The organism is Mesorhizobium sp. M0119, from assembly GCF_040322615.1.
Taxonomy (GTDB): Bacteria; Pseudomonadota; Alphaproteobacteria; order Rhizobiales; family Rhizobiaceae; genus Mesorhizobium.
Map to the genome: position 1 here is coordinate 40,796 of NZ_JAMYTU010000010.1, position 14,037 is coordinate 54,832.

The 14,037-nt window shown below is 58.7% G+C and carries 16 protein-coding genes and 3 pseudogenes; 8 read left to right on the forward strand and 11 right to left on the reverse strand.

Features of this window, described 5'->3' with window-relative positions; all coding sequences use genetic code 11:
- Position 1 precedes the first annotated feature (1 nt).
- The 5 genes and pseudogenes from NKJ40_RS12235 to NKJ40_RS12255 all read right to left on the reverse strand — a co-directional run.
- A pseudogene (locus NKJ40_RS12235) lies at positions 2-472 on the reverse strand (Tn3 family transposase); the annotation flags it as partial.
- A gap of 177 nt (positions 473-649) precedes the next feature.
- Positions 650-808 (reverse strand): hypothetical protein, encoded by a 159-nt coding sequence (locus tag NKJ40_RS12240; protein WP_352451994.1) that lies wholly within the window; start codon positions 806-808, stop codon positions 650-652.
- A 135-nt stretch (positions 809-943) separates the two neighbouring features.
- Positions 944-2,068, reverse strand: coding sequence for a DUF2333 family protein (locus tag NKJ40_RS12245; protein ID WP_352451995.1), 1,125 nt, complete (start codon positions 2,066-2,068; stop codon positions 944-946).
- A gap of 340 nt (positions 2,069-2,408) precedes the next feature.
- Positions 2,409-3,359 (reverse strand): DUF1402 family protein, encoded by a 951-nt coding sequence (locus NKJ40_RS12250; RefSeq protein WP_502896191.1) that lies wholly within the window; start codon positions 3,357-3,359, stop codon positions 2,409-2,411.
- Between the two features lie 190 nt (positions 3,360-3,549).
- Positions 3,550-3,887: pseudogene (locus NKJ40_RS12255) on the reverse strand (transglutaminase-like cysteine peptidase).
- On the opposite strand from NKJ40_RS12255, the gene NKJ40_RS12260 reads away from it, so the two are divergent.
- The 3 genes and pseudogenes from NKJ40_RS12260 to NKJ40_RS12270 all read left to right on the forward strand — a co-directional run.
- Entirely contained in the window at positions 3,879-4,190 is a 312-nt protein-coding gene (locus NKJ40_RS12260; protein ID WP_352451997.1) for a transglutaminase-like cysteine peptidase, read from the forward strand. The pseudogene NKJ40_RS12255 and the gene NKJ40_RS12260 sit on opposite strands and share 9 nt — an antisense overlap.
- Positions 4,174-4,362, forward strand: a complete 189-nt coding sequence (locus tag NKJ40_RS12265) for a transglutaminase-like cysteine peptidase (RefSeq protein WP_352452070.1) — start codon at positions 4,174-4,176, stop codon at positions 4,360-4,362. The genes NKJ40_RS12260 and NKJ40_RS12265 overlap by 17 nt, the downstream gene beginning before the upstream one ends.
- Positions 4,334-4,420: pseudogene (locus NKJ40_RS12270) on the forward strand (transglutaminase-like cysteine peptidase); the annotation flags it as partial. The gene NKJ40_RS12265 and the pseudogene NKJ40_RS12270, both read left to right, overlap by 29 nt.
- 88 nt (positions 4,421-4,508) lie before the next feature.
- Here the strand turns inward: NKJ40_RS12270 and NKJ40_RS12275 are convergent.
- The 3 genes from NKJ40_RS12275 to tatB all read right to left on the reverse strand — a co-directional run bounded on the left by NKJ40_RS12275 (position 4,509) and on the right by tatB (position 6,877).
- Complete coding sequence (locus NKJ40_RS12275; protein WP_352452071.1) at positions 4,509-5,336, reverse strand: undecaprenyl-diphosphate phosphatase; 828 nt, start codon at positions 5,334-5,336, stop codon at positions 4,509-4,511.
- Positions 5,337-5,601: 265 nt separating this feature from the next.
- On the reverse strand, positions 5,602-6,312 hold the full coding sequence (locus tag NKJ40_RS12280; RefSeq protein ID WP_352466300.1) for a CDP-diacylglycerol diphosphatase: 711 nt from the start codon (positions 6,310-6,312) through the stop codon (positions 5,602-5,604).
- Between the two features lie 196 nt (positions 6,313-6,508).
- Entirely contained in the window at positions 6,509-6,877 is a 369-nt protein-coding gene (tatB, locus tag NKJ40_RS12285; protein WP_023680209.1) for a Sec-independent protein translocase protein TatB, read from the reverse strand.
- A gap of 166 nt (positions 6,878-7,043) precedes the next feature.
- Between tatB and NKJ40_RS12290 the strand changes: the two genes are divergently transcribed.
- On the forward strand, positions 7,044-7,670 hold the full coding sequence (locus tag NKJ40_RS12290; protein WP_352466345.1) for a hypothetical protein: 627 nt from the start codon (positions 7,044-7,046) through the stop codon (positions 7,668-7,670).
- 282 nt (positions 7,671-7,952) lie between these two features.
- Positions 7,953-8,327 carry a hypothetical protein gene (locus NKJ40_RS12295; protein WP_352466301.1) on the forward strand — a complete coding sequence of 125 codons (375 nt, stop codon included), beginning with the start codon at positions 7,953-7,955 and terminating at the stop codon, positions 8,325-8,327.
- A 66-nt stretch (positions 8,328-8,393) separates the two neighbouring features.
- On the opposite strand, the gene NKJ40_RS12300 is transcribed toward NKJ40_RS12295, so the two are convergent.
- A complete protein-coding gene (locus NKJ40_RS12300; protein ID WP_352466302.1) occupies positions 8,394-9,065 on the reverse strand; it encodes an inorganic diphosphatase in 672 nt (223 codons plus the stop codon).
- Positions 9,066-9,506: 441 nt separating this feature from the next.
- On the opposite strand from NKJ40_RS12300, the gene NKJ40_RS12305 reads away from it, so the two are divergent.
- Entirely contained in the window at positions 9,507-10,889 is a 1,383-nt protein-coding gene (locus NKJ40_RS12305) for a multicopper oxidase family protein (protein ID WP_352466303.1), read from the forward strand.
- 294 nt (positions 10,890-11,183) lie between these two features.
- A complete protein-coding gene (locus NKJ40_RS12310; protein ID WP_352452004.1) occupies positions 11,184-11,489 on the forward strand; it encodes a hypothetical protein in 306 nt (101 codons plus the stop codon).
- Positions 11,490-11,569: 80 nt separating this feature from the next.
- Here the strand turns inward: NKJ40_RS12310 and NKJ40_RS12315 are convergent, their stop codons facing one another.
- Positions 11,570-12,190 carry a transglutaminase-like cysteine peptidase gene (locus NKJ40_RS12315; protein WP_352452005.1) on the reverse strand — a complete coding sequence of 207 codons (621 nt, stop codon included), beginning with the start codon at positions 12,188-12,190 and terminating at the stop codon, positions 11,570-11,572.
- A 230-nt stretch (positions 12,191-12,420) separates the two neighbouring features.
- Between NKJ40_RS12315 and NKJ40_RS12320 the strand changes: the two genes are divergently transcribed.
- Positions 12,421-12,948, forward strand: a complete 528-nt coding sequence (locus tag NKJ40_RS12320; RefSeq protein WP_352452006.1) for a DedA family protein — start codon at positions 12,421-12,423, stop codon at positions 12,946-12,948.
- 241 nt (positions 12,949-13,189) lie between these two features.
- On the opposite strand, the gene NKJ40_RS12325 is transcribed toward NKJ40_RS12320, so the two are convergent.
- On the reverse strand, positions 13,190-14,020 hold the full coding sequence (locus tag NKJ40_RS12325; protein WP_352452007.1) for a universal stress protein: 831 nt from the start codon (positions 14,018-14,020) through the stop codon (positions 13,190-13,192).
- Between the last annotated feature and the right edge of the window lie 17 nt (positions 14,021-14,037).

The window sequence follows — 14,037 nt, forward strand, 5'->3', positions numbered from 1 at the left end:
TGTCAAGCAAGGACAGTCGTGCGGTGCTCGTGACGCTTACAAAGTAGCCGTACTGATCGGAAAGGTGGCTGTAGAACTTTGAGCCGGGTTCGCTGCCGTAATGCAGATTGATGTCGCCGCGCTTTGCGGCTCGGTCGCTCGCGCGGAAGAATTGGCCGTCAGATGATGACGTCGTGCCATTGCCCCAAAGGCGAGAATGCGGATGGCGGGTGTGGGCGTCCGTCACGCAGGCCTGCGCCGCGCGGTAGGTCTCCGACCGTGCATGGAAGGTTCTCATCCAACTGATCTGGTGAGCGCTGATGCCTTTGGACGCGCTGGCCATCCGTTTCGGACCAAGGTTGGTCGCATCCGCCAGTACGCCGGCCAGCATGGCCGAGACATCTCTTGGGACGTCGCCGGTGCGAACATGCGTGAAGCTATCCGCAAAGCCGGTCCATTCATGCACTTCCCTCAACAGGTCGGGAACCTCGATACCATTGGATGCGGCGTCCATCCCTGGATGGCAATCCCGGCACAACACCCAGCGGGGATTGCGAACCTCCACTGTGCCGAACACCGTTTGAATTCGACGCGTCGTATAGTCCTTGACCGGCCGAAAATTGTGGCAATCCGGACAGACCCGTCGAAACAGGGTGTAGGTTTTCGCCTCCTAGGTCGCGACCACTGTTTGCAGGGCGGCCATGATCTTCTTGCCATCTTTGATCGACAGGTCAAGGTCTCCGCCACGCGGACGCTCATCGCTTTTGTCGATCCGGACCTCGTTTCGACATCGCCGAATTCGTTCCTGCTCTCGATCGTGATCGTCCATTCCACCGCCATCGCCGCCGCCTTAAACAAAGTAACGGTGATGGCCCAGTCGGCGCTAACAAATCGTGGCCGCGCTCACCCCAGAGAAGTTACCGGTCCCAATGCCTCGATGCCCTCGAGCGCTTCATCCACCGAGTTACTGCGCAAGAACGTTGCTGATCTCGACCAGGTTCGAGCGCACGCGCAACATGTAGAAGCCAATTGTCGTTAGGTGATTCGGCAACAGCCAGCCATCCTCGCGGCCATTGGCGATGATGAAGGGCTGGATGCGCAGCGCCGAGACGAACTGCGAGTCCATCGTGTCCCACAGGCTCTGCAGGTGCTTTTCGTTGATCACGTCCTCGAAATCGGCCTCGGCGCCTTTCATCAGCCCGTAATAGGCATAGAGCTGGCCATAGGCGAACCAGAAGCGATCGTCGGCGCGGAAATCGAACCAGCCATTGTTGTAGTGCTCAGCGCGCTCCTTGAGGATCGCCGAGGTCGAACCGATGTCGGACGAGATGCGGTCGATATACTGCTTGAGATTGTCAGCGCGGGCATCGAACACCGTCTGGCAGGTTTCCAGCCGGGCGTTGAAGGCGCGCAGCTTGCGCACCGCGTCGCGATAGTAGCTCGGCGTCGGCGTCTTCGGCCCGAACGGGTTCAAGCCGAAATACCAGGTTTCCTCATCGAACTGCAGATTGCCGCGCGCGTCCTGCAGGTCGGCGTCGATCTGCGAGGTGGTGCGCACGCGGCCGAGATTGTCGGCAAGCTCGGTCGCCGTGCGCCGCACCGCCTGGTTGATGCCGCGCTGGAACGACGCCTTGTTGTCCATGAACGGCGTGTGGTCCCAGTCGATGCCGAACAGGCCGAGCTTGTAGAGGATCATCGACGACACCCAGGCATTCTGGTTGACGTTGAAGTCGGTCAGGTCGGCCGCCAACTGGGCGATCGCCGAATTGCCACAGGTCCTGGCGGCGTCGGTGCTGGCACCGGCGGCGACCTGCTCGCCGGCCGACAGGTTGCGCTTCTCGAATATATAGGTGTCGGGATAGTTCGGGTTGAAATTGTTCCACCACTGGGTGGCGTAGAAGAAATTGGCGTAGAGGCCGATCAGCATCAGCAGCGCCAGGCCGACCACTGCCTTCAGGATCCAGCCGCGCTGCGTATACCAACGCCCGGCCCACACGAACGGCCACAGGATGACGCCGATGGCTAAGCCGATGCCGCGGCCGATCCACTGGAAAATCCGGGTGAAGAAATTCACGATCGGATCAAGCATGGCGATGTCACCCCCTCAGTCAGTCAAGCCGTAGAGGCGCATGCCAAACGCCACCTTGTCTTTCAAATATGTGATTTTCAGAACGTCGCGCTGGGTAAGCCATTCTCAGTTTGGAGCCGCATGGTAATCGACACACGATACCTCGCTTGGCCATCTTGCACGCGACCGGCAATTCCGGCGCGCTTTATGAGTTCGCTTGAGTGCACTGTTTGCTTCCATCTGATGTCGATAGATGTTCGCCAAATGCAAGCGGAATTGGTCTCATGACAGCCAGCTTTTCCGGCATAAATCTGTCCTGCCATCCGACGCAGGTTCGCGAGTGTCCGGCCACCAACCACGATCATTTCGTGCCATCGGTGAGAAGCGCCTTGAGTTCTTCGAGCCTGTCGTTGATGAGCCAGCCGTAATAGTTCTCGACGGGCAGGGTGCGGCCGGTCTTGTCGGTCACGGCTTGCCTCAACTCACGTGCACGTCTGCGCGGCTGGCCAACATTGTAGAGCGTGGCGGTGATTCCGGGATTACCGGATATATCGAACCCCTGTTCCCGATAGGCATCGATCGAATCCCGGATGATCGCGGCGATGTAAACAAGACTGCGATCAGGATCCATGACGTCGCGATAGATCGCCTGCGGGCGATCGGGCGACAATCGGGGAAGCTTGCTGACCCGGCTGACCATGTCTGTGACCTGCAGGGCTGCAAGCGGGCTTATCTGTCCCAGGCCGAAGGTCTGCCCCGCATAGAAGGGTTGGAAGAAGGCCCGCTGGAACGTGATGGGTTCGTAGTCGACGCCATCGACCTTGCGACCCCGGAATGTCTCTTCCCAGACCTGGTCACGGCAGCTCCAAATCAGCGCGCTGCTTTCGAGAGAAGCGCAGGATGCGAATTCGGGCCGCTGGACGAATGACTGGACCGGAGTGCCCCTGTAGCTGAAGGAGAACTTCAGATCGGCATAGGCGAGCGCCTTGACGTAATAGGTCTGAACCGAGTCGACCACGCTGATATTGTAGGTGTGCTCTCCGACGAGAGCCGCGACGATGTGGATCGGATCGATGCCATAGGCGAGCGCCGCCTTCCTGATCTTGCCGACGAGCTTGCGGTCGTCCCGTATCAAGGCGGTTATGGCCCGATACTTCTCCTCGTACGTCGTGTTGAATGCCTTGGAACGAAGCGCGGACGCTCTTGGGATCACCGGTTGCTCGGCAAGACGATTGCCCGTCGGGACGACTGTGACAGTCTGCGCCACGGCTGGGGCCGTTCCGACACAAGGTGCAACGATCGTCACCGTCATCAAAAAGGGCTGCAGCTTGGCTGTTGGCATGAGGCTCCGTTGGCAGCCTCCGGCTCCGTGAAGGGATGCAGGGTGTGCCGTCATATGGTCATGGCAGTGTGCTTTCGAGCCTATAACAGAGAGGCGGAGGTTTTGCGAGCCGGCAAGGTGTTCGGATGCAAGGACGCTGGAAAAAATGTTCGGCATCGCGTTACCTAAGCGCGCCGACGAGAAGATTGTCTTCGCTTAAGATGGAAACCCACCGTCTCGTGTTGTATTCCGCTTGGCGCTTCAGGTAGTGATAGTTCGTCTCGTACCAGGGACGAACCCTATTGGTCAGATTATCGAGAATGAAATCGCCCTTGTCGGTTCGAACCGCCAATACAGCGTGCCCTTCGCCATCGGACTTGCGCACTGCCGTCAAGAGCAGACTGGAGACGCGAAGGCCTTTCGCATCAGCGTTCGCCGATTTTCCAGTGCATAATCCTCGCAATCACCCAGATTATCGTCAGGATAGGACCAATATTCTGGAACTCCATTGTGTTCCATGTCGCTCACTGGCTTGACGCGGTGGTTTACGGATACGTTGACGCCTACGAGCGATCGCAAAAGTCATCGGTCATGCTCGGCGAATGCAGGGCAGCTCACATTCATGCGAACAAACGGACGGACAACGCAGCGATCGGTCATTACGAATACTGTCGGAACTATCGCGATGATTGCTCGATCGTCACGCGCGACCCGAAGCCCGTCGAACTGACCCGCTCCTTGTGTGAGACGCTGATCGAAATCAACAACAGGGCCAACACGACGATCATGGCCATGACGGACATAGATACCCGGTGTCGATGAGAAATGGGAGTATCCCTATAAGGGATTTGGCGACTGCGACGACATCGTGCTGGAAAAACGTCGCGAACTGATGAGACAGGGCGTGCCCCCGCAAAACCTTTTGGATAACGGTGGTCAGGCAGTCGAGCGGCGAGGGGCACGCGATGCTGAGCGTCAACACGACCGCCGGTGACTTCATTCTCGACAATCTGGAGCCGAAGGTCCTGCTGTGGTCGGACACCGGATATACCTACCTGAAGCGCCAGTCGCGATCCAACTCCGGCCATTGGGAAGCGATCGAATCCCAACAGACATTCTCGTCAGCGGCACGAAATAATCTCAGGACGCTGACAGGAGACCGGCGCCAAGAAGCAGAAATATCGAGGCGCCGAGCCCGATCCGATAATAGACGAAGGGTATGTAGCTGCGCGTCGAGACTAGCTTCAGAAAACCCACGATCGCGACATAGCCGACCGCGAAGGACAGCAGGGTGGCCAGCGCGGTCGGACCGGCGCCGACCGGACTGTCTGCCCCCCAACTCGCATAGAGCTGGAAGAAGCCTGAGGCGAGCACGGCAAGTATCGCCAGCAGGAACGAATACCTGGCGGCGGCCTCTCGCGTGTAAGCCATCAGCAGTCCGGCGCTTATAGTGTCTCCCGATCGCGAAACGCCCGGGATGAGGGCCATCGCCTGGGCGGCGCCGAACAGAAGGCCGTCCCGCCAGCCCAGATCGCGCAAAGCCTTGCGCTTGGCGCCCAGCCGGTCGGCGGCCGCGAGAACCAGCGCGAAGACGATCAACATGGTTGCCGTGAGATAGAGGTTGCGGGCCGGACCTTCGATCAGGTTCTTCAGCAATAGTCCTAGGATGCCGATCGGCAGGGTCCCTATGATCACCAGCCATCCCATGCGGGCATCCGGGTCCAGCCGTTCACGGCGGCCGGCCAGGGAACGCAGCCATGTGGCGATGATGCAGATGATGTCATGGCGGAAATAGATCAGGGCCGCGATCTCGGTCCCGATCTGCGTAATGGCGGTAAATGCGGCGCCGGGATCGCCGGCCGGTGGCAGGAATTCACCAACGATCCGCAAATGCGCGCTTGAGGAGATCGGAAGAAATTCCGTCAGTCCTTGAACCACTCCTAGGATCGCCGCCTCGCTCCACCCGATTTCAGCCAATTGCACTTCCTTTGCGTGGTGCGCAGCTCGTCTCGGGCTGTCGCTTCATCGGATCGTCGAAGAGCCGACGTTAGCCGGTGCGGGCCTGCAGATAGGAGAGCATGAGGAACTGTGGGGCGGTCACGCAGCTTTGCTGCGCTGATCGGGTCTTGGATTGTCGTTTGCCATGCCCGGATACCATTCCGCGAAGACTGCTTTGAGACTTCCGTCGAGTGTCCGGGTGCGGCCATTGCTTCGCCCGTTGCCTCGTGGGCGCTCAACGCGAGGTGCAGTCGTGATCCAAAAGGCGCTCGGCCGCTGAGCTTTCCCAATTGGTCAGGATGTAAAATCCCGGTCTTGCGCCGGCGAGTTCGGCGCCAACGACGACGACATTTACGTGATGCATGGCGCCCCGGGCCTGCGGCAGGCCGGAAGCGATGATGCCGACTACGTTGGTCGTTTCCAAATCCGGCTTGTCGACTGCCTTGATCCAATAGCGTTTCCCCATCAGAGCCAAAGGGAGAAGCTGCCACGGACCTTCCACCTTCGGCCCCTTCAGGACAAGTTTCTTTTCCACCGACACCGCAACGCAATCGATATGGATGTGGAACTGATCCTGGGATCGCTCAGTCCTGGAATTCACAGCCATGGCGATGGCCGTTCGTGGAAGGTGACGTCCGAGGCTCGCCGAGACCTTGCTTCGTGCTTTCCATGCCCGATTCCAGAGTTGGGAACTGCCCTGCCAACGGACAGACGGGCTTTCAAGGCCGGCAACAGCCGTAAGTGGCGTCAACAGAAACTCGGTCCGGTATCGGGGTGATTTAATGAGAGCTGATCCAGGCACGCCCTGCCTGGGCAGGATCACTTCCTCGCAGGGGAAAGCGCTGCCAAGATGCGCTGCGGCAAGAGCGCAGGTCTGCACAACCTGCCAGAGCGCGTTGCGATGCGCTGAAGCGGAGCCGACGTCGGTGACCGCCGCAGTCAGCAACGCGATTGTCAAACAGAGCACGGCTGCAGCACGGCAGTGGTGGAACAATGGTAACCTGTGAAGGGATTTTACAGCGAGGGGAATGCCCGAGATGAGGTTTTGAGTCCCGGCGCGCAGTCGGCGAAACCGAAACGGTGAAGGTGGAGCGGCTGGGAGCCTCGCGATGGTTCCGATGGGCGACTGCTCTTCTGCCCGATCACTGGTTTGATGACGTTTCGGCATTAAACCTCGCATCCTTGGCCGTGACCGATGTCAGTTCAGATTCTGCGCCCCGCTCAGCGGCCGGATCGAGATTGCTGTCCTTCCCTACTATGGCCTTGTCAGCGCTTCGCGGCACGTCCTCCATCGCATTCTGAAGCATCGAGCGGGTTTCCTGCAGGTCGAGTTCCTTCTCGGCTTGACGTACGGCGTCGTCAAACTGCTTTCGAAAATCGCCCGCAATCCGATTGAATGTCTTCATCATTGCCCCCGCCGATCGCATGACTTTTGGAAGCTCCTCCGGGCCGAAAACAACCAGCGCCACCACGAAGATAACCAACAGGTGGGTCATGCCAAGTCCGAACATCGGTACGTCCTCTCGCGCAATCGCCGGCAGCGACAACCTCTCCGCTGGTTTGTGGCGACCGATCCGGTTGAATGCCTCGACCTACGGCGCCAAATCCAACCATCATAGCCTCTCGCCTGAGCCATTCCAGTATGCGGCCGCGGGAATGTCGTTCATACTTCGAGCCATGTGGCACCACTCGTCAACCCGAATATCAGGCGCACGTCTGGTAGGGATATTCGCAACCGTGCTCGCAGCAAGCGGACTCCTCGCTGGAGCCGATGGCACAAGGCCCAGAATATTTGAAGCAGGCGCCTACTCCTTTTCCGACGAACTCGGCGGATTCCGGATCATTGCCGCTTCGGGAGCCGGAACAAGGGCCGATCCCGTCGTGATCACCGAGGAACTCGAGTCGGCAAGCCCGGTAACCCTCACCATACGCGCCATCCGGCCGGTTCAGCCATTCGGTGCCTCCGGCAACTATGCCACCGGGTTCATTTCCCTAAGGATCGTTGCCCTCAACAACAGCGGTCACGCCTGGGTCGAATTCGAGTTCGAGTTGCAGGAGATTCTCAACCAGCCAAGCGATTCCAGCGACGGGCTTTCGTTCGACCAGGCGCGCCGCGAAACGGATGCAATTCGGTCCGATAGTTTCGCCGAATTCAGTCGTGAATTCGAACCTTATGACCATCTTCTGTTCCGGAAAGGCGAGGTCGATCCGCTGAGCACGGTTTCGTTCTCATTCCTGGTGACTGATTTCACGCCGACTGCGCGGCTCTATCTCGTTCAGGACCCGCGCATTCCCTCAACCTGAACGTGTCGCGCATCATCGCGGCCGTCGGTTCGAACAACGCTGCTCGTCATGCATGCCGGCAGTTTGGCAGGTGTCGTTGGGCGCGGCATGCCGATGGATTTGCTGGTCATTTTGGTCGCTTGGCCGTGCCTTTGATTCGGGCCACAAAATACGGACAACAGGGCAAAACCCGACGCGAACGACGATTGAGGATCGTGAGCGCCCGCGGTACGAGTTCTCCGCCGAGTTACTTGTGAAGCGTTCACACTAGCGACAGTTCCGGATCGTGCTATGATCTTGCGCATGAGGACGATCCCGGCCTCTTACATTCTGGTTTTCGCGGCGCTCGCTGCAACGCCCGCGCGGGCCGAATGCCAGTGCCTCGCCAACGGCCACATTTTCCATCACGGCGAAATCGCTTGTCTGCAATTGCCGTCAGGTCCTGAACTCGCGCAGTGCGACATGGTTCTCAACATTTCGTCATGGAAAAAATTCAGGATGGATGCCCCGAGGCGACGGCGCCGTTTGGCTTGCCTGTCAAAGGGGACGAGCAGAAACCAGGCGAAGGCGGAGATAAAGCCAACGATTTGGCTTTATCAACAGCAAACGCCCGGAGCTAAAGCGAAGCGCAGTTTGCGCGCATCCAACAGTGCGACGCAAGCCCAACGCATACCCTAGCGGTGTTCCAACACCGCTAGGAACCAGCCCTATGGATGAGCTTCCTGTTGAGATTCTGCTTTCCTGTCAGTCCTTCTTGTTCCGGTAGCTTTCAATGGCTTTGCCAACCATGTCGATGGCGACGTTGGCGCCACCAAAGCCGTTCAGCTCAACGGCCTTGCGGCCTTCAGGTAGCTGCTTGTAAACTCGAAAGAATGCCTCGATGCGCTGTCGTTCGATGGCCGGAAGATCATCGATGGTCTTGACCCCGTCATATTGCGGATCGATATCCGTAGCCGGCACAGCGATGATCTTGTCATCCGCTTCGCCGCCGTCGACCATGTTGAGCACGCCGATGGCGCGGACTTTGATCAGAGCACCGGGCACAACGGGTTCCCGGGTGAAGACAAGCGCATCCAACGGGTCGCCGTCGCCGCCCAACGAACTGGTAACGGAACCATAGTTGGCCGGATAGACGACCGGCATGGACTGATATCGATCGACGACGACATGGCCTGTCTCGGCATCGATCTCATATTTGGTGATGCTTCCCGCCGGAATCTCGATAACCGTGTAAAATTCGCTGGTGTCTTTCGGCTGCGGAAAATCGAAAGCTGTGACGAATTCGGCGAAAGCGGGCTGCGTGCCCAGCAGGGCCGCAAGCGCCATGACAGTCGGCAAAGCGCGCATGGTTGTCTCCAGAGGTTGGACGGGCAGGGCGCCCTGCATCCGCCTAGCCACCGTATGTGACGGCAGCATTACAGGGTTCCGTTATTGAAATTGGATGACCGTATTTGCACCGATCCTGCGGCGAGCAGAAATGGGCCGAGATAGAGCGCTGACGAGTGATGAGCGTCTATGGGCGTTTGCGTTTATGGGCGTTTAAGAGACGGTGGCCGCTTCAAATGTGCTATTTCAGGCGAGCCCATTTCCGGCAAGGGGATAGCTTGCGTCGTAACTCCTGCCAATCGGGCACGCTACACCCACAACACGCCGTTCGGCGAGAGCTGCCACGTAGACGCCTCGCGGCTCAGTGCGACGTTGTGTGGCAATCATCAAAAAGCAAGTGAAACTCCAACTTCAGTTGAAGTCCTTCGGAGACTACGCCACCTTGACCTTGAATCATTGCCAGGGTTCGAAATTCGTGAACGAAGAGACAACAACACCACGTCCGCTATACTCCACTGAAAGGGCTGCTTCATGTCGGGAATGTCGCGCAGGGGATTCTTGCTGGGCGGCACGGCAGCAGTAGCTGTCGGCGCTGCAGGCGGGCTGATTGCCGGCAGGGCCGTAGCAGCCGATCTGACCTTGCGGGTTTCAGCGATCAGTCGGTCGATTTTGCCCGGCACCGTCACCAAAGGGATGATGAGTTTCGGTGCGGGCGGGCCGCCGCCCACTCTGCGTTTATTGCGAGGTAGGCCGTTTTCCATAGACGTGGTCAATGATCTCGATGAAGCGACGAGTGTGCACTGGCATGGATTGCGCATCGCCAATGCCATGGACGGCGTGCCTTATCTCACCCAGCGTCCCATCGCGGCGGGCGAAAGCTTCCGTTACACTCTGACACCGCCGGATGCCGGCACCTATTGGTATCATCCGCATTGCAACACGCTCGATCAGATGGCCCGCGGTCTGACAGGCATGCTTGTTGTCGAAGATGACGAAGATGCCGGTTTCGACCAGGATTTGCCGCTCAATATACGCGACTTCCGTCTCGGCGAAGACGGCCAGTTCATCGAATTGTTCAAGGCACGCAACGCTGCGCGCGGCGGCACGCTGGGTACGGTCTCGACGGTAAATTGGGAAGTCACCCCGATTTACGATCTGCCAGCGGGCAGCCTTGTGCGCCTGCGTTTGGCAGTCACGGATGTCACCCGTATCGGCACTTATGACCTCGATGGCGGAACGGCCAAAGTGATCGCTCTTGATGCCAACCCGCTGCCGCAGCCTGTTGCGCCTCGGGGCATTGTCATCGCGCCCGGCCAGCGCGCCGATGTCGCCCTCCGCGTGCCTGATGGCGAAGACGAGATCGTCAGCCTGAATCTCAGAACAGCCAAGGGACCTCGCGTTCTCGTCCGATTCCGGCCTATCGGCGCCAGCGCGGGGCGGACGCTTGGCGAACTCAAGCCGCTGCGGCCGAATCGCGTACCGGAGCCGGATCTTGCCGATCCCGAGACAATGGACTTCGTCTTTGGCTGGTCGCCCAATGGTGATGCGCCGGCGCCGGGTGTTTGCGGCACGCTCGGCTACACCTTCTGGTCGATCAACCGCGTCGCCTGGCGAGGGGACGCGCCGGGGCCAGTTGATCCGCTCGCGGCTCTAAAACGAGGCAAAAGCTATGTTCTGCGCCTTCGCAACGAAACGCCGAACGATCATCCGATCCATTTGCACGGTATGTCTTTCCGTCTGCTACGCTCCGACAAGCGCAAAATTGCGTCGCTTGTAACAGATACGGCCCTTCTTAAATCGCAAGAAGTGATGGAAGTGGCGTTGGTCGCTGACAATCCGGGTAATTGGGCATTCCATTGCCACGTCATTGAACATCAGAAGAGCGGCCTGACCGGTTATTTGCGTGTGGAATGACCCGGTCCTCATCCAGGGTTGCGTTGCCGAGGGCGTGAGAGGGTCGAAATTGGGCGAGGCGGAGCGTCCGAGTTCTCGCCGCACTAATGGCGCTACTGCTCACGGGCGCCGGAGCGGCCGGCGACGGGTGCTGATCTGTGCATCTGATCGAGCCTCTGCTGAGTGGCCTCCCGGGCTCGCTCGCCAACGCCGGTTCCCATGCCACCGCGGTCGCGATTGCGTTGGTCATCATCACGGCGCTGTAGCTCATGCTGGGCGATCTGGCGCCCGCTCCGGATCGTGCTATGATTTCGCATGAGGACGTTCCATGCCTCTTGCATCCTGGTTTTCGTGGCGCTTGTTGCAACGCCCGCGCGGGCAGAATGTCAGTGCCTCGCCAACGGCCGGACGTTCCATCACGGTGAATTCGCCTGTCTGCAATTGCCGTCTGGACCGGAACTCGCGCAATGCGACATGGTTCTCAACATTTCGTCATGGAAAAAAATTCAGAGCGGCTGCCCGGAGGCGACAGCACCATTGAGTGTGCTCGTCGAAGGGGGCGAGCAGCAATCAGGCGAAGCCGGACACAAAGCCTTAACAACGACGAACACTCCGACCTAAGACGAAGAGCAGGCTGCGCATCAGCCACAGAGATCTCTTTCGGCAAGGCGTCAACTTTGGGGTGAACTGTTACACTACCGTCACTTGATTGCGCTGACCAGCGGGTTGTCGCCATCGAGGGAGACCCAGCGCCCCGTGTCGGTGCCGGTTTGCCTCTTAAGGAAGCGGTAGCCGGTCTGGTCCCAGCGGCGCACCGTGTCGGTGAGGTTGTCGAGGATGAAGTCGCCCGTGTCGGTACGAACAGTCAGCACTGCATGACCCTCGCCGTCGGGCTTGCGAACAACCGTCATCAGCAGATCCGACACAGGAATGCCGCGGTTTATCAGACGGCGACGCTTTTCCAGCGCATAGTCTTCGCAATCGCCGAAACCACTGTCCGGATAAGCCCAGAATTCGTCCTGTCCGTACTGGTCGAGATCGCTCATCGGCTTGACGTTGTTGTTGACCGTCAGGTTAACGCTCGTAATCTGCCGCCAGAGTTTTCCGGTCATGTGCTCCGGACCATTGTCGCGTGAGCGGATCTCACATTCGGCCCGATGGGATTTGCAGAAATCGTAGTGACCGATCGGCTGCGAGGTAAAGCCACCGATCGGCATCGACTGTGAAGCCGTCGCCGCCGACCACGTGGACATTATCGCAATGATTGCAACGACCGCACCGCCGCCCAACCGTGCGCACAACCGCACTCGTGAGGAACTCATCCGACCCGCCCAACCACCTTTGTTAAGAATGAGTTAAGGTCGATCCCGTGGGTTCTGTCAATCAGAGCGGGAGGAAGATCCTTCTGAATGGTTACTTGCGCCGTGTGCGTTGCTCGGCCGCTACACGTCTGCACGATTTCGGTTTCCTGCGCGGCAGGTCTTTGCCAGAGGGACCGATATGGTGAGATGTCAACCGTCGGTCACGCTTGGTGCGAATTGGAAAGTGATGAATGAGCCTCGATGAGGTCACGCAAGCGACGATCGCGTTTATCCGGACGCATGAAGCATGGGGTGTTCCGCTGGTGCTCGTGCTGGCCTTTGGGGAATCGCTGGCGTTCATCTCTCTGTTGTTGCCTGCAACCGTGATCCTGATCGGTGTCGGTTTTCTCATCGGCGAAAGCGGTATCGCATTCTGGCCCCTGTGGCTTGCCGCCGCCATTGGGGCGGCATTGGGGGACTGGCTGTCCTTCTGGATCGGCACGCGGTTGGGAAACGGGGTTTCGCACTATTGGCCCCTGTCACGTTATCCAAACCTCATTCCGCGCGGTCACCTGTTCTTCGAGCGATGGGGGGTGGCCGGGGTGTTCTTTGGGCGCTTCTTCGGTCCTTTGCGCGCATCCGTGCCATTGGCGGCGGGCATCTGTAAGATGCCCGCCTTGACGTTTCAGATTGCCAACATCACCTCAGCCTTCGTCTGGGCCACAGGTATTCTGGCTCCCGGCGCCTTCGGCCTCAAATGGCTGCAGGCGTGGATTTGATGGGCACCAAAGGCGGACCGTCATTGTCTGCCTCTGGCAAGGGCAGGAATCAATCGTAGGCGGCGCGAACGGGTATGCTCCCCAGTTCAGTTCGAGTTCGAATTTCGAAGGCGAAACAATCCGCAACTCAAGAGAATTAGGCACGGTTTCGTCTTGAACTCGTAGCTGGTTCCTTTGATGCCGCTGGCGCAACCGTAGGAGCCAACTTGCCGCCGCTACTCGAGGCCAGATTTGCAGATTTCTAGTGCGACAAAAGGACAGGCAGGCGCAGATCGCCCAGAACGCCCTTGGTTGCGCCACCCACGACAAAATCTCTCATCCGGGAATGGCCGTACGCACCCATGACAAGCAGATCGGCGCCCATGCCGACAGCGCGCTCCTGAAGCGTAACGCCAATGGGGCGATCTTCCGTATCGATTGAGACTCCCTCAGCGGGAAGGCCACGCATTCTCAGGCTTAAAGCAAGGCTTTCGCCAATATCGCGCAGCGGCTTTTCGATTGTCACCGTCAGTACGGTTATCTTTGCCGCACATTGCAGAAACTCATACGCGTCGGCAACGGCCCGGGCCGCAACGCGACTCCCATCCCAAGCGATGATAACATGATCGATTGCACCAACATTTGCGCTTTCCGGCAGAATTATGGTCGGTCGGCCCGAACCAAACAGAACCGCGTCAACGGTCATGCGCGCAGTCTGGTTATTTGGCTCCAACCCAATCAAAGCAAAATCGAAATAGCGTGACTTCACTGCCGCAACATCGCTGACAGATGCCGGCTGAACAGCAATCTCCTCGGTTGTCAGGGACGATCCGACACGTGCCGCTTCAGCTTTCAATGCCTCCAGCAAATCGAGCCCGTGCTTGCGGCTGGTCGCTTCTGTCTCCCGGATCATTTCGGGAAGGTTGATCAAGTATCTCGACACCGGGTTGGAAATACCCGGGATATCGACATTGATCGTTAATGCGTGAAGCGCCGCGCCAATGTGCTTGACCACCGCGATTGCGTTTAAGGCGATTTTGGTGGAATTCGCTTCCGGATACGTCACCAGAGGAAGTAAGGCAATCTTATTCATCAAACCTCAGCTCCATG